This is a genomic window from Agromyces sp. MMS24-JH15 (assembly GCF_043518605.1).
GTDB lineage: Bacteria > Actinomycetota > Actinomycetes > Actinomycetales > Microbacteriaceae > Agromyces.
Map to the genome: position 1 here is coordinate 2185952 of NZ_CP171358.1, position 23714 is coordinate 2209665.

Here is a 23714-nt window from a genome sequence, read left to right on the forward strand (position 1 = left end):
CGGGGCCTCCGGCAGACCGACCCGCATCTCGCGGACAGCACACGCACAACCCAGGGGAGCACCACCATGCCCAGCGCACGCCTCACGATCGACCCGCACTTCGCGGTCGGCCGCATCGAGCGCCGACTCTTCGGCGGCTTCGTCGAGCACCTCGGCCGGCACGTCTACGACGGCATCCACGAGCCGGCCCACGAGTCGGCCGACGCCGACGGCTTCCGCCAGGACGTCGTGGAGCTCGTGAAGGAGCTCGGCGTCTCGACCATCCGCTACCCGGGCGGCAACTTCGTCTCGGGGTTCCGCTGGGAGGACTCGGTCGGCCCGCGCGACCAGCGCCCCCGCCGCCTCGACCTCGCCTGGCACTCGACCGAGACGAACCAGGTCGGCCTCCACGAGTTCCAGGGCTGGCTGGACCAGGTCGGCAGCGACCTCATGCTCGCGGTCAACCTCGGCACGCGCGGCACGCTCGAGGCGCTCGACCTGCTCGAGTACTCGAACATCGCGGGCGGCACGACGCTCAGCCAGCGCCGCATCGACAACGGCCGGACCGACGCGTTCGGCGTGAAGATGTGGTGCCTCGGCAACGAGATGGACGGCCCGTGGCAGCTCGGCCACCGCTCGGCAGAGGACTACGGCAAGATCGCGTCGCAGACGGCCAAGGCGATGCGCCAGCTCGACCCGTCGATCGAGCTCGTCGTGTGCGGGTCGTCGAGCGCGCACATGCCGACCTTCGGCGAGTGGGAGCGCGTGGTGCTCACGCACACGTACGAGGACGTCGACTACATCTCGTGCCACGCGTACTACGAGGAGAAGGACGGCGACCTCGGCTCGTTCCTCGCGTCCGCGGTCGACATGGACGGCTTCATCGAGACGGTCGTCGCGACGGCCGACCACGTGAAGGCCGTCGTCGGCAGCTCGAAGACCATCGACATCTCGTTCGACGAGTGGAACGTCTGGTACCTCTCGCGGTTCCAGAACGTCGAGAAGATCGAGGGCGTCGACAACTGGCCGATCGCCCCGCGCCTGCTCGAGGACGTCTACTCGGTCGCCGACGCGGTCGTGTTCGGCAACCTGCTCATCTCGCTGCTGCGCCACGCCGATCGCGTGCGGAGCGCGTCGCTCGCGCAGCTCGTCAACGTGATCGCCCCGATCATGACCGAGCCCGGCGGCCCGGCCTGGCGCCAGACCACGTTCTTCCCGTTCTCGATCACCTCGCGGCTCGCGCAGGGCGAGGCGCTGCAGCTGAAGCTCGACGCGCCGACCTACGAGACCAAGGACTACGGCACCGTGCCGCTCGTCGACGCGGTCGCGACGCACGACGCCGAGACCGGGGCATCCGCGGTGTTCCTCGTGAACCGCAGCCAGGACGAGGCCGTGACGCTCACGATCGACATCGCCGCCCTCGGCGACGTGTCGGTGCTCGAGTCGCACCTCATCGCCGACGAGGACGTGTACGCGAAGAACACGCTCGCCGACCGCGAGCGCGTCGCCCCGCGGGCGAACGACACCGCCGCGATCGCGGGCGGCGAGCTCACGATCACGCTGCCGCCCGTCTCATGGACCGCGCTGTCGCTCGGGTGATGCGACGAGGGCCCGCCGTGCGGCGCCTGGTCGCGTACCTGGCGATCGCCGCGGCCGTGGTCCTGGGGACGAGCGTCGCGCTCGCCGGCTGCGCGCCGACCGGCGCGCAGGAGTTGAGCGGCGACCTCATGACGCACGACCCGGCGCTCGCGAAGCAGGGCGACACCTGGTACGTGTACTCGACGGGCAACGGGACCGTGGCCGACGGGAACATCCAGGTGCGCTCCTCGAGCGACGGCCGCGCGTGGCGGTACGAGGGCGAGGTCTGGGACCGCAAGCCCGAGTGGCTGCGCGAGGCCGTGCCGGGCGTCCAGAACCTCTGGGCACCCGAGCTCGTCGAGCACGACGGCACCTGGTACCTCTACTACTCCGCATCGACCTTCGGGAAGAACACGTCGGTCATCGCGCTCGCGACGAACACGACCCTCGACCCGGACGACGCCGAGTACGAGTGGGTCGACCGCGGCGCCGTCGTGTCCTCGTCGGCCGTCGACGACTTCAACGCGATCGACCCGGGCGTCGCGACCGACGAGGACGGCACGCCATGGATGGCGTTCGGCTCGTTCTGGAGCGGCATCCGGATGGTCGAGCTCGAGTGGCCGGGCGGGCTGCGGGCCGGCACGGCGGCGGGCGACGCGGATGCCTCGGAGCCGCTGCGCCTCGCCGACCGCGGCGCCCCGCCGAATGCGATCGAAGCGCCGTACCTCGTCGAGCACGACGGCGACTGGTTCCTGTTCGTGTCTCGCGACTCGTGCTGCCGCGCCGCGGAGAGCACGTACAAGATCGCGGTCGGACGCGCCGAGGAGATCACCGGGCCCTACCTCGACCGCGACGGCGTCCCGATGCTCGAGGACGGCGGCACGATCCTCGCCGAGACCGCGGGTTCGCGCATTGGTCCCGGCGGCCAGTCGGTCGCCGATGGGATGATGGCGCTGCACTTCTACGACGGCGACCTCAACGGGCAGTTCCAGCTCGCGCTGGTGCCGCTGGAGTGGGATGACGACGGATGGCCCGTGCTGCGGTGGTGACCGCACGCCACGCGAGAGGACTCGGATGAGCGACGCGATGACGGACGGACGGCCGGCGGGCGACCCGGGGGACCGGGCCGCGCCCGGACCCGTGATCGACCCGGCGATCGGGACCAACTGGGCCGGCAACCTCGCATACCGCGCGGCGCGCATCGCGCGGCCGGGCTCGATCGACGAACTCCGGCACGTGCTCGCGCAGGGCGCACCCGTCCGCGCGCTCGGCAGCCGGCACTCGTTCAACGACCTCGCGGACACCGACGGCACGCTCATCGCGACCGACGGGCTGCCCGCCGACGTGTCGGTCGTCGTCGACGAGCCGGTCGGGGCTGCGGGCCCGCCGACCGCCGTCCGCGTGTCGGGCGGCCTGCGCTACGGCGACCTCGCGCCGCGTCTCGAGGCCGACGGACTCGCACTCGCCAACCTCGCATCGCTCCCGCACATCTCGGTCGCGGGCGCCGTCGCGACCGGCACCCACGGGTCCGGCGACCGGATCGGATCGCTCGCGAGCGCGGTCCGCTCGGTCGAGGTCCTCACGGCCGCGGGCGACCTCGTCACCCTCCGCCGCGGCGACGCGGACTTCGCGGGCGCGGTCGTCTCGCTCGGGGCCCTCGGCGTCGTCGTCGCGCTCGAACTCGACGTCGAGCCGACCTACGAGGTCGCGCAGACGGTGTTCGACGGCCCGTCGTGGGACGCGATCCTCGCCGACCTCGACGCCGTCACCTCGCTCGGCACGAGCGTGAGCATCTTCACCACGTGGGCGGATCCGGCGCGCGCCGACCAGCTCTGGGTCAAGCAGCGGATGTCCCGTGCCGGCACGCTCGCCGACGGGGCGCCTCCGGCCGGGGCATCCTCGCACGACGTCGCGGCCGTCGCCGACGTCGCCGCCGGGCTCGGCGCGGTGCCGGCCGATGCGAAGCGGCATCCCATTCCCGGCGTCGAAGCCGACGCGTGCACCGACCAGCTGGGCGCGCCCGGCCCGTGGTTCGACCGCCTGCCGCACTTCAAGCTCGAGTTCACGCCGTCCGCCGGCGCCGAGCTCCAGAGCGAGTACCTCGTGCCGCGCGCCGACGCGGTGGCCGCGCTCGAGGCCGTGCGCTCGCTCGCGCCGCGGATCGCGCCGCTGCTGCAGGTGTGCGAGGTGCGGACGGTTCGCGCCGACGACCTGTGGCTCAGCCCGGCGTACGGCGCCGACGTCGTCGGCATCCACTTCACCTGGACGCTCGACGAGCCGGCGGTGACCGCGCTGCTGCCGGACCTCGAGGCGGCGCTGCCCGCGTCCGCGCGCCCGCACTGGGGCAAGCTCTTCACGCTCCCCGCCGCCGAGCTCGCCCGACGGTACCCCCGCTGGGAGGACTTCCGTGCGCTCCGCGCCCGCCTCGACCCGGAGGGCCGGTTCCGCAACGCGTACCTGGACCGCCTCGGCCTCTAGCCCGCGCCGGCGGCCCGCCCGCGGCCGCGGGGGAGCGAGTTGGGGACTCCCCGCCGTCGGGCGCGGGCACTAGCGTCGGAGCATGCGGATCCTCCTCGTCGGCGCCGGGGGCGTCGGAGACTCCATCGCCAAGATCGCCGCGCGGCGCGACTTCTTCGAGCACCTCGTCGTGGCCGACTACGACCCGGGCCGCGCCGCCCGCACGGTCGACTGGATCCGGGAGCACCACGGCGACGCGGTCGCCGAGCGCTTCAGCGTCGCGCGGATCGATGCGAGCGATCCCGACGTCGTGGCATCCGTCGCTCGCGAGCACGGCGCGACCCACGTGATGAACGCGGTCGAGCCGAAGTTCGTGCCGTCGGTGTTCGCGGGCGCGCTCGCCGCCGACTGCGACTACCTCGACATGGCCATGAGCCTCAGCGAGCCGCACCCGACCGATCCGCACGCGCAGACCGGCGTCATGCTCGGCGACGACCAGTTCGCGCAGGCCGACGACTGGGAGCGCGCGGGCCGGCTCGCGCTCGTCGGGATGGGCGTCGAGCCCGGACTCAGCGACGTGTTCGCGCGGTACGCCGCAGACCGGCTGTTCAGCGAGATCGACGAGCTGGGCACGCGCGACGGCGCGAACCTGGTCGTGCGCGACGAGACCGGCGAGGAGGTCTTCGCGCCGAGCTTCTCGATCTGGACGACGATCGAGGAGTGCCTGAACCCGCCCGTGATCTGGGAGCGGGAGGCCGGATGGTTCACCACGGCGCCGTTCTCGGAGCCGGAGGTGTTCGAGTTCCCCGAGGGGATCGGCCCGGTCGAGTGCGTGAACGTCGAGCACGAGGAGGTGCTCCTGATGCCGCGCTGGCTCGACGCGAAGCGCGTGACCTTCAAGTACGGCCTCGGCGCCGACTTCATCGGCGTGCTGCAGACCCTGCACCGGCTCGGACTCGACTCGACCCTCCCGCTCCGCGTCCGGAGCGCTGCCGGGCCGGTCGAGGTCGCGCCGCGCGACGTCGTGGCCGCGGCCCTGCCGGATCCCGCGACGATCGGACCGCGCATGACGGGCAAGACGTGCGCCGGCGTCTGGGTGACGGGGCGAGGACTGGACGGCGCGCCGCGCGGCACCTACCTGTACCACGTGGCCGACAACGAGTGGACGATGCGCGAGTACGGGTCGCAGTGCGTGGTCTGGCAGACCGCGCTCGGCCCGGTCCTCGCGCTCGAGCTGCTCGCGTCGGGCACCTGGTCGGGTGTCGGCGTGCTCGGACCGGAGGCGTTCGAGGCCGATCCGTTCCTCGAGCTGATGGCGCGGCCCGTCGAGGAGGGCGGGTACGGGCAGCGGTGGGGGCTGGAGGATCGGCCGGTGCGATGACGGTGGATCCGAACCCCGACGGCCCGGGCGCTCAGGCGCCGGACGCCGGGCGCGCCGGGGACACCGAGCACGCGCCCGCGCCCGCGCGCTCCCGGTCGCGACCGCACGCCCAGGCGGAGGCGCGCGCGCGGGTCGCCGACGCGCACGCGCTGGCCGACGCCTGGGATGCCGCGGCGGGAGTCCGCACGCGCCCGGCGGAGGTCGGCGACCTCGACGGGATCGTCGAGCGGATGGAGGCCACGTGGGGTCCGGGCCGCTCGCCCGACCGGGCGTTCCTCCGCGCGCTCTCGCACGCCGGCAGCACGGTCCTGGTCGCCGTGCCGGCCGACGGGGCTCCCGATCCGGCGGCCGTGCCGCTCGGCGCCGCGGTCGGCTTCCTCGGCTGGAGCGACGGCCTGCATCTGCACTCGCACATGAACGCGGTCGATCCGTCGTCCCGCGGGCACGGCATCGGCGTCGCGCTCAAGCTGCGCCAGCGCGCGGCCTGCCTCGAGCACGGGGTCGACGAGATCCGCTGGACCTTCGACCCGCTCATCCGTCGCAACGCCTACTTCAACCTCGTGCGCCTGGGCGCCGAGGTCGCGGCGTACCACCGCGACTTCTACGGCGACCTCCGCGACGCGATCAGCGGCGGCGACGTCAGCGACCGCTTCGAGGTGCGGTGGCGATTGGATGCCCCGCGCACGCGCCGCGCGCTCGCGCACGGCCCCGACCTGGTGCGCGCCGCCGCAGGAGCCCGGCCCAGGCGGCGGCGGCACTGGCCCGCGTGGGCGGCCGACGGCGAGGCGCTCGAGCTCGTGGCCGATTTCGAGGCGGTCCGCATCGAGAGCCCAGTGGTCGCGGCGGAGCTCCGGGCGCGCTCCCGGACCGTGTTCGACGACGCGTTCGCACGGGGGCTCCGCCCGGAGCTCGTGGTGTCCGGCGACTACGTCTTCACCGCCGACGACCCCGATCGGGAGGCGTGATGTCCGAGATCCCGGTGGTCGAGTCGATCACGCTCCATCGCCTCGACGTGCCCCTCGTGCGCCCGTTCGAGACGTCGTTCGGCCGCGAGACCGTGCGCGACGTGCTCCTCGTGCACGTGCGCACCGACCGCGGCGAGGGCTGGGGCGAATGCGTCGCGGGGCGCGACCCGTTCTATTCCTCCGAGTACGTCGACGGCGCGGCATCCGTCATCGAGCGGTACCTCGCGCCCGCGCTGCTGCGCGGTCGGGTGGATGCCCCGCGAGCCGGCGCAGTCGGGGGCACCGGGGCGGGCGCGGCGATCGCGAGCGTCCCGCTCGCGGCGTCCGTCGCGCCGGCGCTGGACTTCGTCGCCGGACACCGGATGGCCAAGGCCGCGCTCGAGGCCGCGGTGCTCGACGCCGAGCTCCGCGCGCAGGGCCGGTCGATGAGCGAGTGCTTCGGTGCCGTGCGCGAGTGGGTCGACTGCGGCGTCTCGGTCGGCATCGCGCCGACGCTGGAGGAGCTGCTCGACGAGGTCATGGGCTACGTCGAGGCCGGGTACCGCCGCATCAAGCTGAAGATCAAGCCCGGCTGGGACCTCGTGCCGGTCGGCGCGGTCCGCGAGGAGCTGGGCGCGGCGGGCCTGCTGCAGGTCGACGCGAACACGGCGTACACGACCCGGGACATCCCGCTGCTCGCGCAGCTCGACGCGTTCGACCTGCTGCTCATCGAGCAGCCGTTCGCCGAGGAGGACCTCGCGGCGCACGTGCGGCTGGCGCGCGCGTGCGAGACGCCCGTGTGCCTGGACGAGTCGATCCTCGGCACGACGACCGTGATCGACGCGATCGAGCGCGGCGCGACGTCGGTCGTGAACGTGAAGCCCGGACGCATGGGCGGGTACCTCGAGGCGCTCCGGGTGCACGACGCGTGCGTCTTGCGCGGCGTGCCGGTCTGGGCGGGCGGGATGCTCGAGACCGGCGTGGGGCGTGCGGCGAACGTCGCGCTCGCCGCGCTGCCGGGATTCACCCTCCCGGGCGACACGTCGGCGAGCGACCGCTACTTCGCCGAGGACCTCACGGAGCCGTTCGTGCTCGGCGACGGCGAGCACCGCGGGCAGCTTCGGGTGCCGGATGCCCCGGGCACGGGCGTGACCGTGCGCGAGGAGCTCGTGCGCGCGTGGGCGACCCGCGCGCCCGTCGTCGTGCGCTGAGCGCCGCGCCGGTCAGGCTCCGTCGTCGCGGCCGAGCCCGAGGGCGAGCTCGCCGATGGCGGCGGCGGATGCCGCGTGCTGCGGGTCGTCGTCGGCGGCGAACCAGGCCGACGACAGGGCGCACCACGCCAGCAGCCAGTCGGCGAGGCGACCCGCTTCGACGCCGCTCGCCTCCGCCGCGACCGCGAACTGCCGCGCCAGTCGACCCGGCAGCAGCGCCCGCTCGTGCGAGGGGTTGCACAGCGGGTTGCAGAGGTCGAACGTCGATTCGCCGATCAGGCCCTTCGGGTCGATCGCGAGCCAGCCGTGCGTGCCGAAGTCGAGCACGTTGCCGTGATGCAGGTCGCCGTGGAGCACGACCTCGTCGCGTGGATCGTCGAGCAGGCGGGCGGCGACGTCGGCGCCGCGACGGTGCAGTGGCGTGAGGTCGTCGGCACGGGCGAACAGCTCCCGGAACCAGGTGCGCAGGTCGACGAGCTCCGGCACGGGCTCGAGGGCCAGCACGGCCGGCGTCGCGCGGTGCAGGCGCTCGGCCGTCGCGACGAGGATCCGCGTGGCCTCGTCGTCCTCGCCCTCCTGGACCATCCGCACGAGGTCGCGCCCGCCCGTGGCACGCTCGATCAGCACCGCGTGGCCGTCCCAGCGCAGCACGCGTGCGGCACCCCGGCCCGCGAGCGCGACGAGCAGCCCGTTCCCCCGCGCCTCCTCCTCGAGCCGGGCGACCTTCAGCATCGCCGGCTCGCCGCGGGCCGTCCGCACCGGTTGGAGCGTGCTCGACGCGGTGACGAGGAGGTCGCCGTCGGCTCGCAGCCGCCAACGGCGCAACCACGCGGCATCCGCGGCGTGCCCCGGATCGACCGGGCCGATGTCGCTCACCGGCGGTTCCCGGGCGCGGCCGCCGCGTGCGCCGCATACCGGGCGGGCGACTCACCCACGACGTCGCGGAAGTCCCGCGAGAAGTGCGCCTGATCCGCGAATCCGAGGTCGGTCGCGAGCTCTGCCAGTGGCCGGTGGTCGGGGCGCGCCAACTCCCACGCGGCTTCCTGCATGCGATGCCGCTGGATGAGCTGCTTGGGCGTGAGCCCCAACTGGTCGCGGACCAGGCGTTGCAACGCTCGCACGGTCCGTCCCGTGGTCGCCGACAGGTCGTCGACCCGGAGGATCGATCGATCGCGCTCCACGAGGTCGAGCACGTCGCGCACCGCGACCCCGTCGGCCCCGAGCTCGATCGCAGCGCCGGCGAACCACGCGTCGACCGTCTCGACGGCAGTCGCGTCGTCGCCGTCGGCGATGGCCGCACGAACGCCCGCGACGACGTCGTCGAAGCCGGGCAGCCCGTCGACCGCAACGGATGCCCCGACCGCGCGCCGCACCGCATCGCCGACGAGCGCTCGTGCGGTGCCCGGCTGCAGCAGCACCCCGAACGCCCAACCCGATCCCTCGAGTCGCTCCACCGTGCTGCCACGCGCCGGACCGTGGAGGGCGACCCGGTCGGGCTCGATGACGAGGTTCGACGACGGGTAGTCGAGCGCGCGCTGCTCCACGACGGCGCCGGGCGGCAGGTGCCACCGCGGCACCCAGTAGTGGCGCACGAACGGCTCGACGGCCGCCGAAGGCGCGTATCGGTCGAGCCGCACCGGCGCGTCGACCGGTGCGTCGGCCGTGGCCCGCAGTCCGCCGTCGGTGTCGAGCACGCCCTTGACCGCGGTGACCCCGGCGCGACGGCGCCAGTGCGCATCGCCGGCGTGCACCGCTTCGTCGACCATGCCTCCGAGTATGGCGCGATCCGCCGACGATGCGCCGTCGACGCATTCCTTCAAGACGACCGCATCCGGCCCGCCGTACGTTCACCCCATGACGAATGCGACCGAGACCGAATCCACCACCGATCCCAGCACCGACCTCGCGGCCGAGCCGGGGGACTTCGAGACGACCCTCTACGTCGCCGCCGATCCGCAGCAGGTGTGGGCGGCGATCACGGGCGACGACGGCAACCGCGCCGTGATGTGGGGCAGCGTGCTGCGGGGGCGCCTCGCGGCCGGCGAACGATACGAGTACGTCGGGCCGGGGCAGGACGGCGACGAGACCGTCCACGTGTACGGCGAGGTCCTCCGCGCCGAGGCGCCGAACCTCCTGCAGCTCACCGAGCACCCCGGGCCGACGTACCGCGCGAACCACGCCGAGCTCGAGAGCCGCATGACGTGGCGGATCGAGGCAGCGGGCGAGGGCCTCACCCGCCTCGCCTTCGCGAACGACCGCTGGAGTGCCGGCCACCCCTCCCGTGACGAGGCCGCCGGCACCTGGCCGCTCCTGCTCTCGAGCTACAAGAGCTGGATCGAGACCGGCCGCGCCCTGCCGTTCCCGAGCTGAGCGCGGGCCCTGGCGGCGCCGGCTCCCGGGCGCCCGACCGCCGCAGGCGATTCGGATGCGTCGCTTCGCGTAGGCTCGGCCCACGCGTTCGGCCGAGCAGAGGAGGACTGGATGCGGCTCCTCGACGTCCGGATCGTGCGGTGGTACTCGAAGCTCGCCTATGTGCTCGGTGCGCTGGCCGCAGGGTGGGTGCTCAGGTCGTCGCTGAACGCGCTCGGCACTCCGCCGGTCGCGACGGTCGCGATCGGCCAGCTCTTCGACCTCGTGGCGATCCTCTACGGCGCCCGGGTGTTCCGCGGACGGCGCGAGCCGGTCGGCCCGGCGCGGCCGTGGTGGCGGATGACCGCGTGGGCGCCCGCGGGCTGGGTCATCGGCCTGCTGGCCGTGTTCTACGTCGCAGTGGGCGTGATCGCCGTCTTCCTCCCGGTCGAGGCCGTTGGTGCCGAGGCGTCCAGCGGAGCAGCCTCCGTCGCGTCCAGCGTGCTGTCGACCGTCTGGTTCGCCGTCGTCGCGATGCTCTACCTGAACAGCGCCCGCCGGTCGACGACGGCACCCAGCGCCGAACCGACGCCGAACGTCAAGCCGACGGTGCGCTGAGCGCGGCGGCACCGATCAGCTGAGACACGGAACGCCCGGGTGCGTCGCCGTTCGCACGGCGACGCACCCGGGCGCACGACCCGGTCACCCGGGCGCAGGGTATCGCGACTACTCGAGCTCGACCGCCGGCCGCGCGCGGGCCACGATCGGGCCCGCGATGAACGCGGCCGCGAACAGCGCGATGATGCCCCACGAGAACGGCCCGTAGCCCTCCTCTGCGACGAGCACCGGGAGGTTCTGGAAGATGATCACGGTGAACGCGAGGAGCCCGAGGAGTCCGAGGCCCGGCGCGACGAGCGTCTTCCAGCGGCCCAGCCCGTGTGCGTCGCGGCGGAAGATCGCGAGCACCGCGACGCTCGTGAGGACGAGCAGCAGCACGATGCCGACCGACGAGATGCCGCCGAGCCACGTGTAGAACTGCGCGATCGGGTCGAGCCCGAGCGCGACGGCGACGACGATCAGCACGGCGACCGTGGCGGATGCGGTGACCGACGCGCGCGCGGGCGAACCGTGCCGTGCGTGCGCGTCGCCGAGGGCGCGGGGGAGCACGCCGCGCCCGGCGAGCGTGAAGACGTACCGCGCGACGATGTTGTGGAACGACAGGATGCACGCGAACAGGCTCGTGACGAACAGCACCTGGATGAGGTGCGCGCCGACGGTGCCGAGGTACTGCTCGGTGGTGGTCGCGAGGATCGTGCCGGCATTGTCGGTGGCGTCCTGGACGATCGTGCTCTCGCCGTTGGCGGTGATGAGCACCCAGCTCGAGACGGTGTAGAACAGGCCGATCGCGATGAGGGCGATGTACGTCGCACGGGGGATCGTGCGCTCCGGGTCCTTCGCCTCGTCGCGGAACACCGCGGTCGCCTCGAACCCGATGAAGCTGAGGATGGCGAACAGGATCGCGAAGCCGGGTGCGCCGGAGACGATCTCCGACGGCGTGACGAACGCGGTCGAGAAGCCCTCGGGGCCGCCGCCGGAGAAGATCACGGCCGCGTCGAGCGCGAGCACGATGAGCACCTCGGCGATGAGCAGCACCGCGAGGACGCGGCCCGACAACTCGATCTTGAAGTAGCCGAGCAGGGACACGACGGCGAAGCCGACGGCCGCATAGACCCACCACGGGACATCCGGGAGCCCGTAGCTCTTGAGCAGCTCGTTCGCGCCCGGCCCGAAGAGGCCGAACACGCCTGCCTCGAGGGCGAGGTACGACAGCAGGGCGGCGAACGCGGCGCCGAGGCCGGCGCTGCGACCGAGGCCCTTGTCGACGTACGCGAAGAACGCGCCGGCCGACTTCACGAACGGCGTCGCGTTGGTGAAGCCGACCGCGAAGAGCAGCAGCACGGCGGTCACGACGATGAACGTGAACGGGAACGCCGCGCCGTTGCCGAACGCGATGCCGAGCGGCACCGGGCCGCCGATGACGCCGAGCGGCGAAGCGGCCGCGACGACGATGAAGACGATGCTCGCGACGCCGAGCGAGCCGCGGAGGCGGCGGAACTCGGGCGGGACGATGGCCGCCTCGGGGGCGGTCGACGTGGCCTCGGCCGCGTCGGTGGTGGTGTCGGTCATGGCGGGGTTCCTTGGTGTCAGAGGGGGAGGTGACGGGGAGGGGTGTTCAGGCCGAGGCGGCCGGCGTGGTCGGGGGCACGCCGATCGCCCATTCGTAGGGCGGTTCCGCGTCGTTGACGAGCGCGTCGCCGACGATGCGCGCCTTGAAGGCGACGGGGTTGTGCGATGCCACGGTGCGGGCGTTGCGCCAGTGCCGGTCGAGCGCGAGGTTCGTCGACGTGGCGGATGCCCCGAGCGCGTCGAACAATCGCGTCGCCGAGTCGAGGGCGAGCGGTCCGACGGTGAGCTGCGCCCGCGACGCGGCGAGTTCCGCCGCGCGCTTCGCAGCGCCTCGCACCTCGTCGGATGCCCGGCGCACGTCGTACGCGGTCTGGAGCGCGGTGGCCGCGTGCAGCACGATCGCCTCGGCCGCGAAGGCGTCGGCGTCGATGCGCCCGACGATCTCGAGCACCTGCGGGTCGTTGCGGGTGTGCGCCGCGTTGCCGTGGCTGAACGTGCGGGCGCGCGTGGCGACCTGGTCGGCGGCGTCGGTCGCCGCAGCGCGGGCGATGCCGGCCTGCACGGCGACGAGCACGAGCTGGTACAGCGACGTCTGGTAGTCGAAGCGGTCGGCGAACGGGTAGACGTGCTCGGCGCGTACGGGGGCGGCGTCGAACACGGCGGTGCCGCTGCCGGTGAGCCGCTGGCCGAACCCGGTCCAGTCGTCGGTGATCGTGACCGTGTCGCCGGTGGTCGACACGAGGGCGGCGACCTCGACGCCGTCGGGCGTGACGGCGGTCGCGTCGATCCACTCGGCGAAGATCGAGCCGGTCGTGTAGTACTTCCGGCCGGTGATCGCGAAGCCGTCGGCCGTGGCCGCGAGGCTCGTGGAGGTGGTGCCGACGACGACGTTGCCGATCTCGGTGACGGCGTTGCCGACGAGTTCGCCGGCCGCGAAGCGCCGGAGCCAGTCGTCGCGCTCGGCGGAATCGGGTGCGTTCAGCCGGTCCTCGACGAACGCGAGGTGTCCGCGCAGTGCCTGCGGCACGTGCGGGTCGACGGCCGCGAGCGCGATGAGCAGCGAGAACAGCTCGGGCAGGGTGGCGCCGTCGCCGCCGTGCTCGACCGGCACGCGCACGCCGGTGAACCCGGCCCGCTTGAGCGCGTCGATCGCCGCGAACGGCAGTTCCCGGTCGAGTTCGCGGCGGAGGGCGCCCGCGCCGATCTCGGCGAAGACGGGGCCGTACTTCTCGAGGAGCGCGCTCACGTGTAGAGGCTCACGGGCTGCACGGTGCCGTTCAGGAAGTGCGCGCCGACCTCGATGCGCTTGTAGTCGACGGGGTCGTGGAGGCTGTGCGTGCGGATGTTCCGCCAGTGCAGGTCGAGCCCGGTCGCGGTCGTGGTCGAGCTCGCGCCGGTGACCTCGAACACGCGGTTCGCGACCTCGAGGCCGACCTCGGTCGAGACCACCTTGAGCGCCGCGACGGCGACCTCGAGCTCGGCGCGGTCGGCCTCGGTCGTGTCGAAGCCGCGTGCGACGGCGACGTCGTACGTGCGGTTGAGCCGGTCGGCGAGCGCCTCGACGGCGGCGGTGCGGGCCACGAGTTCGCCGAACACGCGGTGCGTGACCGGGTCGTCCGCGTACCGTTCGACGCCGGAGAGGAACCAGGAGTTGCGGCGGGCGCGGGTGATCTCGCGTGCCTGGGCGAGCGCGCCCTCGGCGATACCGAGGTAGACGTTGCCGAAGAGGAGCTGCACGCCGGGCGTGACGACCGTCGAGAACGGCTCGCCGAGGTCGACGCCCACGAGGTCGTCGGCCTCGATCCGGACATCCGTGTACTGGATGCCGCCGCTCGCGGAGGCGCGGTAGCCGATGTTGTCCCAGTCGCCCACGTGGCGGACGCCCTCGCGCGTCGTCTCGACCGCGAACACCAGGAACTGCCCGTCGCGCTCGCCGCCCTCGGCGACGGCGCCGGCGATGACCACGTCGGCGACGGCGGCGCCGGTGGCGAAGGCCTTGCGGCCGGTGAGCCGGTATCCCGCGCCGTCGGCGACGAGCGAGAGGTCGGGGCTGACGGGGTTGAACGAGTCGCTCCACACCCAGTTCGCCTCGGCGCTGCGGCGCAGCCAGGCGTCGGTCGTCGCGGTGTCGGCGCCGTAGAAGACGGCGCAGGCCTGGTTGAGCCAGCTGTAGCCGAGGATCTGGGCGATGGATGCGTCGACCCGCGCGATGATCCGGGTCACCGCGAAGGCGGTCTCCCAGTGCGCGCCCGCGCCGCCGAGGGCCGCCGGGACGAGGAGGTTCGCGAGGCCGGACTCGCGGAGGAGCTGCACGGGGGCGACGGGCAGCAGGTTCCCGCGGTCGCGCTCCACGACGTCGACGGCGAGGGCGTCGGCGACCTCGCGGGCGATGGCGCTCCAGTGCGCGAGTTCATCGGCGGAGGCGTGGCCGTGCCACGGGGTCGCGCGGTCGGCGGTGGTGGGTGGAGCAAGGGTCATGGCGCCAGAGCGTCGCGCAAACGGGCCGCGCCCGCCAACTCGGCGCAACATGGTTTCGCTCCGTGACGCCGTGTGTCGACGCGGCGGTCGTGCGCGGGGACTTCGGCCACGATGGATCGGTCAGAAAGGCGGACCCCATGTCGCAACGACCCATCCGATTCAACGCGTTCGACATGAGCTGCGTCGGCCACATCTCGAGCGGCCTCTGGCGGCACCCCGACGACCAGGCCCACCGCTACACGGACATCGCCTACTGGACGGAGCTCGCGAAGCTCCTCGAGCGCGGCGTGTTCGACGGCATCTTCATCGCCGACGTCCTCGGCACCTACGACGTGTACGGCGGCACCGCCGACGCGGCGATCCGCCATGGTTCGCAGGTCCCCGTGACCGATCCCCTGCTCACGGTCTCGGCGATGGCCGCCGTCACCGAGCACCTCGGCTTCGGCATCACGGCGGGCACCGCCTACGAGCACCCGTACCCGTTCGCGCGCCGGCTCTCGACGCTCGACCACCTCACCAAGGGCCGCGTCGGCTGGAACGTCGTGACCGGCTACCTGCCGAGTGCCGCCCGCAACATGGGCCACGACGACCAGCTCGAGCACGACCAGCGCTACGAGATCGCCGACGAGTACCTCGAGGTCCTCTACAAGCTGTGGGAGGGCTCCTGGGAGGACGACGCCGTCCTCCGCGATCGCGAGTCGGGCGTGTTCACCGACCCCGAGAAGGTGCACGCGATCGAGCACGACGGCGCGAACTTCAAGGTTCCCGGCATCCACCTCGTCGAGCCGTCGCCGCAGCGCACGCCGGTGATCTACCAGGCGGGCGCGTCGAGCCGCGGCATCGCGTTCGCGGCCGCGAACGCCGAGGCGATCTTCGTCGCCGCACCGAGCAAGCGCGCGATCGCGAGCCAAGTGCGCCAGATCCGCGACGCGCTCGAGGCCGCCGGGCGCGACCGGTACGCCGCCCGCATCTACGCGATGGCGACCGTCATCGTCGACGCGACGCCCGAGCTGGCGCGCGCGAAGGAGCAGGAGTACCTGGCGTACGCGAGCGATGAGGCGGCCCTCGTGCTCATGTCGGGCTGGATGGGCGCCGACCTCTCGAAGTACGACCTCGACGACCCGATCGGCGACGTCCAGAGCAACGCCATCCAGTCCCTCGTGACCTCGCTGCGCGAGGAGTCCGACGCGGGCGAGACCTGGACCGTCCGCACGCTGGCCGAGCGCGGCAAGATCGGCGGCTTCGGCGTGCGCATCGTCGGGTCGGCCGAGGAGGTCGCCGACGAGCTCCAGGCCTGGGTCGAGGAGACCGACGTCGACGGCTTCAACCTCAGCTACGCGATCACGCCGGGCACGTTCGAGGACATCGTCGAGTTCGTCGTGCCCGAGCTCCAGCGGCGCGGCGTGTACCCCACCTCGTACGAGGAGGGCACCCTGCGGCACAAGCTCCACGGCCGCGGCGACCGCCTGCCCGAGGAGCACCGCGGGGCGAACTACAAGGTCGGTTCGCGCGTCGCCGCGGGCTGACGCGCGGCCCTGATCCGAGCCGCGGCGGGCGCTCGTTCCGGCGGCGCGCGCCGCGGATAGGATCGGCCCATGGGGGACGAGGCGGTCACGCGAGCACAGGCGGCGGCGGCTTCGGCCGCCGCCCACGCGGCGGAGTTGCAGCGCCAGGCGCAGGAGGCGATCCGACTGGCGCAGGAGGCCGCGACCGCCGCCGAGGCCGCGGCTGCGGCGGCAGCGCAGCAGGCGGTGGCGCCGGCGGTGCCGCCTTCGGATGCCCCGCCGCCGGGCTCGGACCCGACGGATGCCCCGCCCGGGGCATCCGCACCGCCCGGAGGCCCGACCGGAGGCCCGCTCGACGGCGCCGCGATCGACGCGATCCGCGCCGGGTACGCGTTCGAGGGCGCCGCGCTCGAGCTCGGCGCGCTCGTCAACGGCGACCCGCGGCCCGATGTCCAGGTGCGCATCCCGATCGCGATGACGAACCGGCACGGCCTGGTCGCGGGCGCGACCGGCACCGGCAAGACGCGGACGCTGCAGGGCCTCGCCGAGCAGCTCTCGGCGCACGGGGTCTCCGTGTTCGCCGCCGACGTCAAGGGCGACCTGTCGGGCATCGCGACGCCGGGGGAGGGCGGTGAGAAGCTGCTCGCCCGCACCGCGGGCATCGGGCAGGCGTGGTCGGCGGCGTCGTTCCCGGTGGAGTTCTTCTCGCTCGGCGGCGCGGGCCGCGGGGTGCCGATCCGTGCGACGGTCGCCGGGTTCGGGCCGTTGCTGCTGTCGCGCGCGCTCGGGCTGAACGCGACGCAGGAGTCGAGCCTGGGGCTCGTCTTCCACTACGCGGAGGATGCCGGGCTCGCGCTCCTCGACCTCGAGGACCTGCGCGCGGTGCTCCAGTACCTCGTGAGCGACGAGGGTAAGGCCGAGCTCGCGGGTCTCGGGGGCCTGAGCAAGGCGACGGTCGGCGTCATCCTGCGCGAGCTCGTGGCGTTCGCCGAGGCCGGCGCCGACGTCTTCTTCGGCGAGCCCGAGATCGACACGGCCGAGTTCCTGCGGACCGCCGCCGACGGGCGCGGCATCGTCAGCCTGCTCGAGGTGCCGGGCGTCGCGGACCAGCCCGCGCTCTACTCGACGTTCCTCATGTGGCTGCTCGCCGACCTGTTCAACGACCTGCCCGAGGTGGGCGACCTCGACCGGCCGAAGCTCGTGTTCTTCTTCGACGAGGCGCACCTGCTGTTCGCCGACGCGTCGAAGGACTTCCTCGCCCAGGTCGTGCAGACCGTCCGGCTGATCCGCTCGAAGGGCGTCGGCGTGTTCTTCGTCACGCAGACCCCGAAGGATGTCCCGTCCGACGTGCTCGGCCAGCTCGGTTCGCGGATCCAGCACCAGCTCCGCGCGTTCACGCCCGACGACGCGAAGGCGCTGCGCGCGACGGTGTCGACCTACCCGAAGTCGGCGTACGACCTCGAAGAGGTGCTGACGACGCTCGGAACGGGCGAGGCGATCGTGACCGTCATGAACGAGAAGGGCGCGCCCAGCCCGGTCGCGTGGACCCGTCTGCGCGCACCGCAGGCGCTCATGTCGCCGACGCCGGATGCCTCGATCGACGCGGCCGTGGCGGCCTCGCCGCTCCAGGCGCGGTACGGCGCGGCCGTCGACCGGGAGTCGGCGCGCGAGCTGTTGGCCGCACGGATGAACGCGGCCGCCGCGGCGGCGCAGGCCGCGGCCGACGCGGCCGCGAAGGCGAAGGCCGACGCCGAGCTCGCGAAGCAGCAGGCCGCGATCGAGAAGGAGCGGGCGAAGGAGCAACGGGCCGCGCAGGCCGAATACGATCGCATCATGCGTCAGACCCAGGCTCCGTCGCGTGCGCGCGGCGGTTCGCGTTCCCGGTCCTCCGGGACCCTCCTCGACCAGGTGCTCGGCTCGAGGGCCACGCGCGACGTGCTCACGAGCGTCGTCGAGGGCATCCTCGGCACCCGGAGGCGTCGATGAGCGCCGCGCCGACGCTGACGGGGAATCCGACGATCCGGCCGTTCCGGCCCGAGGATCGCGACCGGCTCGCGGAGATCTGCCTGCTCACGGCCGCGGGTGGCGGCGACGCGACCGGGGTCTACTCCGACGACGCGCTCATGCCCGAGGTGTGGTGCCTGCCGTATCTGGCGTACGCGCCCGACCTCGCGTTCGTCGTCGCCGACGGACACGACGTGCTGGGGTACGTCCTCGGCGTCGCCGACACGGCCGATTTCATCGACTGGTACGCGCGCGAGTGGGCTCCCGGCTTCCGCGAGCGGCATCCTCGCGTCGGACCGCCGACCGGGCGGAACCCCGGGTACACCGAGGCCGACCTGCTGGAGTCCGGCGGCGACCCGGAGCGGATGCGCATCGCGGAGCTCGCCGAGTATCCCGCGCACCTGCACATCGACCTCGTCCCGGCGGCGCAGGGGCGTGGGCTCGGCCGCGCGCTCATCGATCGGCTGCGTGCCGAGCTCGCCGCGCGCGGGGTGCGCGCGGTGCACCTGAGCATGGATCCGGGGAACACGCCCGCGCGCGCCTTCTACGACAGGCTCGGATTCCACGAGCTGCCGTCGAGCCGGAAGGATGCCCCGCTCCTCGGGATCGCGACGAGCTGAACGGCCGCGCGCGGCACCGCGCGCGCCGCACCGCGCGGGGCGTCCGGCGGCCCGTGGCCAAGTGGACCGGGGCCGGGTGGACCGTGGCCGTCGCGCCGCCGTGGCGGCCACGGCTCACGCGTCGACGCGCTCGGCGGCCGGGTCGACGCGGTTGGTCGCGCGCTCCCACCAGTAGAGGAGCTCGGGCTCGGAGCGCCGGAGTTCGGCGAACGTCACGGGCTCCTCGCGCACCTCCTCGGGCACGTCGACGGCGCAGGCGACCGAGTCCATGCAGACCGCGTCCCAGAACGAGCCGCGCAGGCGCATCAGGCAGCGGCCGTCATGGCCGACGACGAAGAGCTGGTCCTGGGTCTCGAGGCTCGGACCGCGATAGGTGCGCAGGCGCACGATCCGCTCGATGTCCTGCGCGGCGACGACGCGGATCCGACCGAGGAATCCGACCTCGACGAACCCGTCCGGGCCCACGGTGACCATCGTCGCGCGGAGGCGGAGCAGCGCCCACCCGCAGGCCACGAGCAGGAGGAAGGTTCCCGCGATCAGTGCGATGCGCGACGGCGCATCCGATCCGAGCATCGCGATCGCGAGCACGAGCGGCAGCACGAACATCGCGACCTGGAGGCCGATCGAGGTGACCAGTGAGCGACGCGGCCTCAGGGTGATCACCCTGAGGCCGTCGCCCCCTTCTGCCGACGGCGACGGGTCGGAGCCCCCTGCGTCCCCACTCCGTGGCCCAACGTTCGCCGCTGACATCCCCGCCATCATCCGTGGCGGGTGGGCGGATGCGCCATTCCGCATTTAGGGGGACACCGGGGGACCGGCCGCCGTGCGATGGCGCACGTGCGGTTGGAATGGGTGAGAATGACCGCGAATGCGGTGCTATCGTGCCGGATATGACGCAGTATCGGATCACCGAGGCCGCAGACGTGCTCGGCGTGAGCGACGACACGGTCCGGCGCTGGATCGATGCGGGAACGCTGCCCGCGACCACCGACGACGCGGGCCGGATCGTGGTCCCCGGCGCGGTCCTCGCCGCACGCGCCGTCGAACTCGCCCACGCACCGGACGACCCGACGAACGTGCTGCGGAGCGCCCGCAATCGCTTCCCCGGCATCGTGACGCGCGTCCTCGTCGACGGCGTGATGGCCCAGGTCGAGATCCAGTCCGGCCGGCACGGCGTCGTGTCGCTCCTGTCGGCGGAGGCGGTCCGCGAACTCGGCCTCGAGGTCGGCTCTCCGGCGGTCGCCGTCGTGAAGGCCACGAGCGTGATGGTCGAGGCCCCCAAGCCCTGAGCCCGATCCACGCGCATCCGTCCCCGACCCCACCGAGAGGATGTCCCGATGACCCGCACCCCCCGCCGCGCGCTCGCCGCGGTGCCCGTCGCGCTCGCGGTGCCCGTCGCGCTCGCGATGCTCGTCGCCCTCGCCGGCTGCGCCGGAGGCGCGGCGGACGGCCCGAGCGAGCCGGCGCCCGTGTCGACGTCGCCCGAGCTGTCCGGCGAGCTGACGGTGTACGCCGCGGCATCCCTCACCGCGGCCTTCGACGAGCTCGCCGCCGAGTTCGAGGCCGCGAACCCCAGCGTCGACGTGCTGCCGATCGTCTCCGACGGCTCGTCCACGCTCGCCACGCAACTCGTCGAGGGCGCCCCGGCCGACGTCTTCGCGTCGGCCGACGAGCGCACGATGTCGACGGTCGCGGATGCCGGACTGCTCGACGGCGATGCGGAGCTCTTCGCGACGAACACGCTGCGGATCGCGACGCCCGCGGGCAACCCCGGCGACGTGTCGTCGATCGACGACCTCGCCGACCCGGCGCTCGCGGTCGTGCTCTGCGCGCCCGAGGTGCCCTGCGGTGCGGCATCCCACCAGCTCCTCGACCTCTCCGGCGTGCGTGTCGCGCCCGTCAGCGAGGAGCAGAACGTCACCGCCGTGCTCGCCAAGGTGAAGGCGGGCGAGGCGGATGCGGGCCTCGTGTACGCGACCGACGTCGCAGCCGCGGGCGACGCCGTCGACTCGATCGAGCCCGAGCAGGCCGACCAGGTCGTGAACCGGTACCCGATCGCCGCGCTGGCCGGTGCCGCGGACTCCGAGGTCGCGGCGGCGTTCGTCGCCTTCGTGCTCGGCGACGAGGGGCGGGCGCTCCTCGCGTCGTACGGGTTCGGCTCGCCGTGACCGGCGGCGCGCGCGACGAGCCCGCAGGGGCGCGGGAGGCCGTCGAGGCATCCTCGTCCCACCCGGGCCGTCGCGCGCGCGGGGGACGCTCTCGAGCCGAGCCGTCCCCCCTCGGCGGCGTGCCGCCGATCGTGCTCGTCCCGGCCGCGCTCGCGGTCGGCGTGCTCCTGCTGCCGCTCGCGGCGCTCGTCGCACGCGTCGACTGGTCGACCATCGTCGCCGACCTCACGGCCCCCGAGACGCTCGACGCGCTGCGCCTGTCGATCGTCACCGGCGTCGTGGCGACCGCCGTGTGCCTCGTGCTCGGCGTCCCGCTCGCGATCGTGATCGCCCGCGCGACGCCGCGCGTGGCCGGGCTCCTGCGGGCGCTCGTGACGGTCCCGCTCGTGCTGCCGCCCATGGTCGGCGGCATCGCGCTGCTCTTCCTGCTCGGCCGCACCGGACTCGCCGGCCAGTGGCTGGATGCCGCGTTCGGACTGCGGCTCCCGTTCACGACCGCGGCCGTCGTGATCGCGCAGGCGTTCGTCGCGCTGCCGTTCCTGGTGCTCTCGGTCGAGGGCACCGTGCGCGCGGCCGGCACGAGGTACGAGCAGGTCGCCGCGACGCTCGGCGCGTCGCGGTGGACGACGTTCCGGCGCGTGACCCTGCCGTTGGCCGGCCCCGGACTCGTCGCGGGCACCGTGCTGTGCTTCGCGCGCGCGATCGGCGAGTTCGGCGCCACGGCGCTGTTCGCGGGCAACGCCGAGGGCACCACGCGCACGATGCCGCTCGCGATCTACACGGCGTTCAACGGCGCGGGCGTCGGGCAGGGCACCGCGGTCGCGCTCTCGCTGCTCCTGCTCGTCGCGTCGATCGCGATCCTCGTGCTCGTGCGCGGCTGGCGGCCCGGGAGCGCGTCGTGAGCGGCACCGGCGGCGCCGACGAGCGGGCGGATGCCCCGCGTACGCGTGCTTCAGGCGGGCCGGCGAGCCGCGCGGATGACTCGGGGCGCGGCCGTGCCGGGCGGCTCGACGCCGACCTCGCGCTCGCGCGCGGCGACCTCGCGCTCGACGTGCGGATCCGGCTCGACCCGGGCGAGGTGCTCGCGCTCCTCGGGCCGAACGGCGCGGGCAAGTCGACCGTGCTGGGCCTGATCGCCGGGCTCGTCCGACCGGACGCCGGATCGATCGTGCTCGACGGCCGGACCCTCGCCCGGGCGGGCACGGAGGCCGGCCGGCCGGTCGCACTCCGTCCCGAGCAGCGGGGGATCGGGCTCCTCGGGCAGGAACCGAGCCTCTTCCCGCACCTGACCGTCGCGGCCAACGTCGCGTTCGGGCCGCGCGCGGCCGGGATCGGCCGGCACGAGGCATCCGCGCTCGCCGTGGACTGGCTCGGCCGCGTCGGGCTCGCCGGGTTCGGCGAGCGGCGGCCGGCCGAGCTGTCCGGAGGGCAGCGTCAGCGTGCCGCGATCGCCCGCGCGCTGGCCGCACGACCGGCCGTGCTGCTGCTCGACGAGCCGTTCGCGTCGCTCGACGCCGAGTTCGCGCCGTCGGTTCGCAGGATGCTCGGCGAGCAGCTCGCGGCCTCGCGGACGTCCGCGATCGTGGTGAGCCACGACGTGCTCGACGCGATCGTGCTCGCGGACCGGACCGCGGTGCTGGAGCGCGGACGCATCGTCGACGAGGGGCCGACGGCCGCGGTGCTCGCGGCGCCGCGGAGCCCGTTCACCGCCGCCCTCGCGGGCGTGAACCTCGTCGCGGGCATCGCCGACGGCGGCGGCGTGATCGCCGGCGGGTACCGGTTCGTGGGAGCTGGAACCGGCGCGGGCGCCGCGCCCGTCCCGGACGGCGCCGCGGCCGCGGCCGTGTTCCGGCCGTCGTCGGTGCTCGTCTCGACCGTGCAGCCGGAGCACACGAGCGCGCGGAACGTCTGGCCCGCGACGATCACGGCGCTCGAGCCGACCGCGGGCGGCATCCGCCTGCGCACGACGGCACCCGACGTGCTCGTCGACGTGTCGGCCGCGGCGGTCGCCGAGCTCGGGCTCCGGCACGGGGCATCCGTCTGGCTGCAGCTCAAGGCCGCGGAGACGAGCGTGCACCGCCTGCACTGAGCGGCCTCGGTCGTTCGAGGAACCACGCGGCCGGCCGATGGTCGGACGGCGTTGAGAAGCGGCGAGGTCAGCCCGCGAGCGGGCGTCGCATCGAGATGACGATGCGCCCCTCGTCGCTGCGGATCTGCACGTCGGTCGCGGGAAGCGTCGCGAGTTCGACCTGCTCGACCGGTTCCTCGCCGTCGGCCGCGGCCAGGGGGACGTCTCCGTCGGTGCCGATCGCCTGCTCGAGCTGCTCGATGACGAAGCGGCGGAGGGCGGTCGAATCGTCGACCTCGGTGCCGGTCCGTGCGTTCCGGTCGATCGCGTCAGCCGACGTCAGGTTGCGTACGACCTCGGCGTCGCCAGGCCGGCCGAGTTGTTCGAGCAGGGCGCTCCGTGCGGAGGCGATCTGCAGCAGCAGTTCCCGATCATCCATGTGCGGAACCTCCCTCGGACCTGATCCTACGCTCGACACGTGCTTGGAGGTCGGCGAGCGCCTGCTCGGCCGCATCCTTGTCCTCGTTCGAGATCCAGCGCGACGCGGACTGGTCGCGCAGCACCTGCACGCCGCGCGCCACGAGGAACTCGTTCGACGAGGCGAGCCACGTCATCGCCGTCGTGAACCTGGTGAACGCGTGCTCGCGCAGCGTGATCGTGCCATTCACGAGCAGCAGGATCAGCGAGACGATCGCCGCGATCATGGCGGCGATCAGCGTGGCCCAGTCCATTCGGGGAGCCTATCCGTGCAGGCCGGGCTCGAGGGGCCGGAGTGCACAGGATGC

23 protein-coding genes are annotated in these 23714 nt (G+C 73.5%); 15 read left to right on the forward strand and 8 right to left on the reverse strand.

Translation table 11 applies throughout. The features are described from left to right. Window positions 1-66 precede the first annotated feature (66 nt). The 6 genes from ACDF64_RS09895 (at window position 67) to menC (ending at window position 7550) form a co-directional block, all read left to right on the forward strand. Window positions 67-1578 carry an alpha-N-arabinofuranosidase gene (locus ACDF64_RS09895; protein ID WP_394550861.1) on the forward strand — a complete coding sequence of 504 codons (1512 nt, stop codon included), beginning with the start codon at window positions 67-69 and terminating at the stop codon, window positions 1576-1578. A gap of 17 nt (window positions 1579-1595) precedes the next feature. Beyond that, on the forward strand, window positions 1596-2606 hold the full coding sequence (locus tag ACDF64_RS09900) for an arabinan endo-1,5-alpha-L-arabinosidase (protein ID WP_394550862.1): 1011 nt from the start codon (window positions 1596-1598) through the stop codon (window positions 2604-2606). Between the two features lie 25 nt (window positions 2607-2631). Beyond that, window positions 2632-4035: a D-arabinono-1,4-lactone oxidase gene (locus tag ACDF64_RS09905; RefSeq protein WP_394550864.1), complete on the forward strand. Its 1404-nt coding sequence runs from the start codon at window positions 2632-2634 to the stop codon at window positions 4033-4035. Between the two features lie 82 nt (window positions 4036-4117). Continuing rightward, window positions 4118-5395: a saccharopine dehydrogenase family protein gene (locus ACDF64_RS09910; RefSeq protein ID WP_394550865.1), complete on the forward strand. Its 1278-nt coding sequence runs from the start codon at window positions 4118-4120 to the stop codon at window positions 5393-5395. After that, the gene (locus ACDF64_RS09915) at window positions 5392-6360 is read left to right on the forward strand and encodes a hypothetical protein (protein WP_394550867.1); all 969 of its coding nucleotides are present in this window, start codon (window positions 5392-5394) and stop codon (window positions 6358-6360) included. The genes ACDF64_RS09910 and ACDF64_RS09915 overlap by 4 nt, the downstream gene beginning before the upstream one ends. After that, window positions 6360-7550 (forward strand): o-succinylbenzoate synthase, encoded by a 1191-nt coding sequence (gene menC / locus ACDF64_RS09920; protein WP_394550869.1) that lies wholly within the window; start codon window positions 6360-6362, stop codon window positions 7548-7550. Before ACDF64_RS09915 ends, menC begins: the two co-directional genes overlap by 1 nt. Window positions 7551-7562: 12 nt before the next feature. On the opposite strand, the gene ACDF64_RS09925 is transcribed toward menC, so the two are convergent. Both ACDF64_RS09925 and ACDF64_RS09930 read right to left on the reverse strand, forming a co-directional pair. Continuing rightward, the gene (locus ACDF64_RS09925) at window positions 7563-8426 is read right to left on the reverse strand and encodes an aminoglycoside phosphotransferase family protein (RefSeq protein ID WP_394550871.1); all 864 of its coding nucleotides are present in this window, start codon (window positions 8424-8426) and stop codon (window positions 7563-7565) included. Further along, window positions 8423-9316, reverse strand: coding sequence for a helix-turn-helix domain-containing protein (locus ACDF64_RS09930; RefSeq protein WP_394550872.1), 894 nt, complete (start codon window positions 9314-9316; stop codon window positions 8423-8425). Before ACDF64_RS09930 ends, ACDF64_RS09925 begins: the two co-directional genes overlap by 4 nt. Before the next feature lie 88 nt (window positions 9317-9404). Between ACDF64_RS09930 and ACDF64_RS09935 the strand changes: the two genes are divergently transcribed. Then, window positions 9405-9920, forward strand: coding sequence for an SRPBCC domain-containing protein (locus ACDF64_RS09935; protein ID WP_394550874.1), 516 nt, complete (start codon window positions 9405-9407; stop codon window positions 9918-9920). 111 nt (window positions 9921-10031) lie between these two features. Then, on the forward strand, window positions 10032-10517 hold the full coding sequence (locus ACDF64_RS09940; RefSeq protein ID WP_394550875.1) for a hypothetical protein: 486 nt from the start codon (window positions 10032-10034) through the stop codon (window positions 10515-10517). A gap of 108 nt (window positions 10518-10625) precedes the next feature. Here ACDF64_RS09940 and ACDF64_RS09945 read toward each other — a convergent pair whose 3' ends face one another. Genes ACDF64_RS09945 through ACDF64_RS09955 form a run of 3 tightly spaced genes read right to left on the reverse strand, consistent with a single transcriptional unit; the run spans window position 10626 to window position 14564 of the window. Then, window positions 10626-12086 carry an APC family permease gene (locus ACDF64_RS09945; RefSeq protein ID WP_394550877.1) on the reverse strand — a complete coding sequence of 487 codons (1461 nt, stop codon included), beginning with the start codon at window positions 12084-12086 and terminating at the stop codon, window positions 10626-10628. 46 nt (window positions 12087-12132) lie between these two features. Continuing rightward, entirely contained in the window at window positions 12133-13332 is a 1200-nt protein-coding gene (locus tag ACDF64_RS09950; RefSeq protein ID WP_394550879.1) for an acyl-CoA dehydrogenase family protein, read from the reverse strand. Next, window positions 13329-14564 (reverse strand): acyl-CoA dehydrogenase family protein, encoded by a 1236-nt coding sequence (locus tag ACDF64_RS09955; RefSeq protein WP_394550881.1) that lies wholly within the window; start codon window positions 14562-14564, stop codon window positions 13329-13331. The genes ACDF64_RS09950 and ACDF64_RS09955 overlap by 4 nt, the downstream gene beginning before the upstream one ends. Before the next feature lie 137 nt (window positions 14565-14701). Here ACDF64_RS09955 and ACDF64_RS09960 point away from each other — a divergent pair, with 137 nt between their 5' ends. The 3 genes from ACDF64_RS09960 to ACDF64_RS09970 all read left to right on the forward strand — a co-directional run bounded on the left by ACDF64_RS09960 (window position 14702) and on the right by ACDF64_RS09970 (window position 18693). Further along, window positions 14702-16090 (forward strand): LLM class flavin-dependent oxidoreductase, encoded by a 1389-nt coding sequence (locus tag ACDF64_RS09960; RefSeq protein ID WP_394550883.1) that lies wholly within the window; start codon window positions 14702-14704, stop codon window positions 16088-16090. A gap of 69 nt (window positions 16091-16159) precedes the next feature. Next, window positions 16160-18055, forward strand: a complete 1896-nt coding sequence (locus ACDF64_RS09965; protein ID WP_394550885.1) for a helicase HerA-like domain-containing protein — start codon at window positions 16160-16162, stop codon at window positions 18053-18055. After that, the gene (locus ACDF64_RS09970) at window positions 18052-18693 is read left to right on the forward strand and encodes a GNAT family N-acetyltransferase (protein ID WP_394550887.1); all 642 of its coding nucleotides are present in this window, start codon (window positions 18052-18054) and stop codon (window positions 18691-18693) included. Before ACDF64_RS09965 ends, ACDF64_RS09970 begins: the two co-directional genes overlap by 4 nt. 114 nt (window positions 18694-18807) lie before the next feature. On the opposite strand, the gene ACDF64_RS09975 is transcribed toward ACDF64_RS09970, so the two are convergent. Then, window positions 18808-19356 carry a hypothetical protein gene (locus ACDF64_RS09975; RefSeq protein ID WP_394550889.1) on the reverse strand — a complete coding sequence of 183 codons (549 nt, stop codon included), beginning with the start codon at window positions 19354-19356 and terminating at the stop codon, window positions 18808-18810. Between the two features lie 227 nt (window positions 19357-19583). Between ACDF64_RS09975 and ACDF64_RS09980 the strand changes: the two genes are divergently transcribed. The 4 genes from ACDF64_RS09980 to ACDF64_RS09995 all read left to right on the forward strand — a co-directional run bounded on the left by ACDF64_RS09980 (window position 19584) and on the right by ACDF64_RS09995 (window position 22950). Further along, entirely contained in the window at window positions 19584-19982 is a 399-nt protein-coding gene (locus tag ACDF64_RS09980) for a molybdopterin-binding protein (RefSeq protein WP_394550891.1), read from the forward strand. Between the two features lie 48 nt (window positions 19983-20030). Next, window positions 20031-20861 carry a molybdate ABC transporter substrate-binding protein gene (gene modA / locus ACDF64_RS09985; protein ID WP_394550893.1) on the forward strand — a complete coding sequence of 277 codons (831 nt, stop codon included), beginning with the start codon at window positions 20031-20033 and terminating at the stop codon, window positions 20859-20861. Between the two features lie 119 nt (window positions 20862-20980). Next, window positions 20981-21763, forward strand: coding sequence for an ABC transporter permease (locus tag ACDF64_RS09990; protein WP_394555100.1), 783 nt, complete (start codon window positions 20981-20983; stop codon window positions 21761-21763). After that, entirely contained in the window at window positions 21760-22950 is a 1191-nt protein-coding gene (locus ACDF64_RS09995) for a sulfate/molybdate ABC transporter ATP-binding protein (RefSeq protein ID WP_394550894.1), read from the forward strand. The genes ACDF64_RS09990 and ACDF64_RS09995 overlap by 4 nt, the downstream gene beginning before the upstream one ends. 67 nt (window positions 22951-23017) lie before the next feature. Here the strand turns inward: ACDF64_RS09995 and ACDF64_RS10000 are convergent, their stop codons facing one another. Together ACDF64_RS10000 and ACDF64_RS10005 are read right to left on the reverse strand one after the other, a co-directional pair. Continuing rightward, window positions 23018-23368 (reverse strand): hypothetical protein, encoded by a 351-nt coding sequence (locus ACDF64_RS10000; RefSeq protein ID WP_394550896.1) that lies wholly within the window; start codon window positions 23366-23368, stop codon window positions 23018-23020. Next, the gene (locus tag ACDF64_RS10005; RefSeq protein WP_394550898.1) at window positions 23361-23660 is read right to left on the reverse strand and encodes a hypothetical protein; all 300 of its coding nucleotides are present in this window, start codon (window positions 23658-23660) and stop codon (window positions 23361-23363) included. Before ACDF64_RS10005 ends, ACDF64_RS10000 begins: the two co-directional genes overlap by 8 nt. Window positions 23661-23714: the final 54 nt, after the last annotated feature.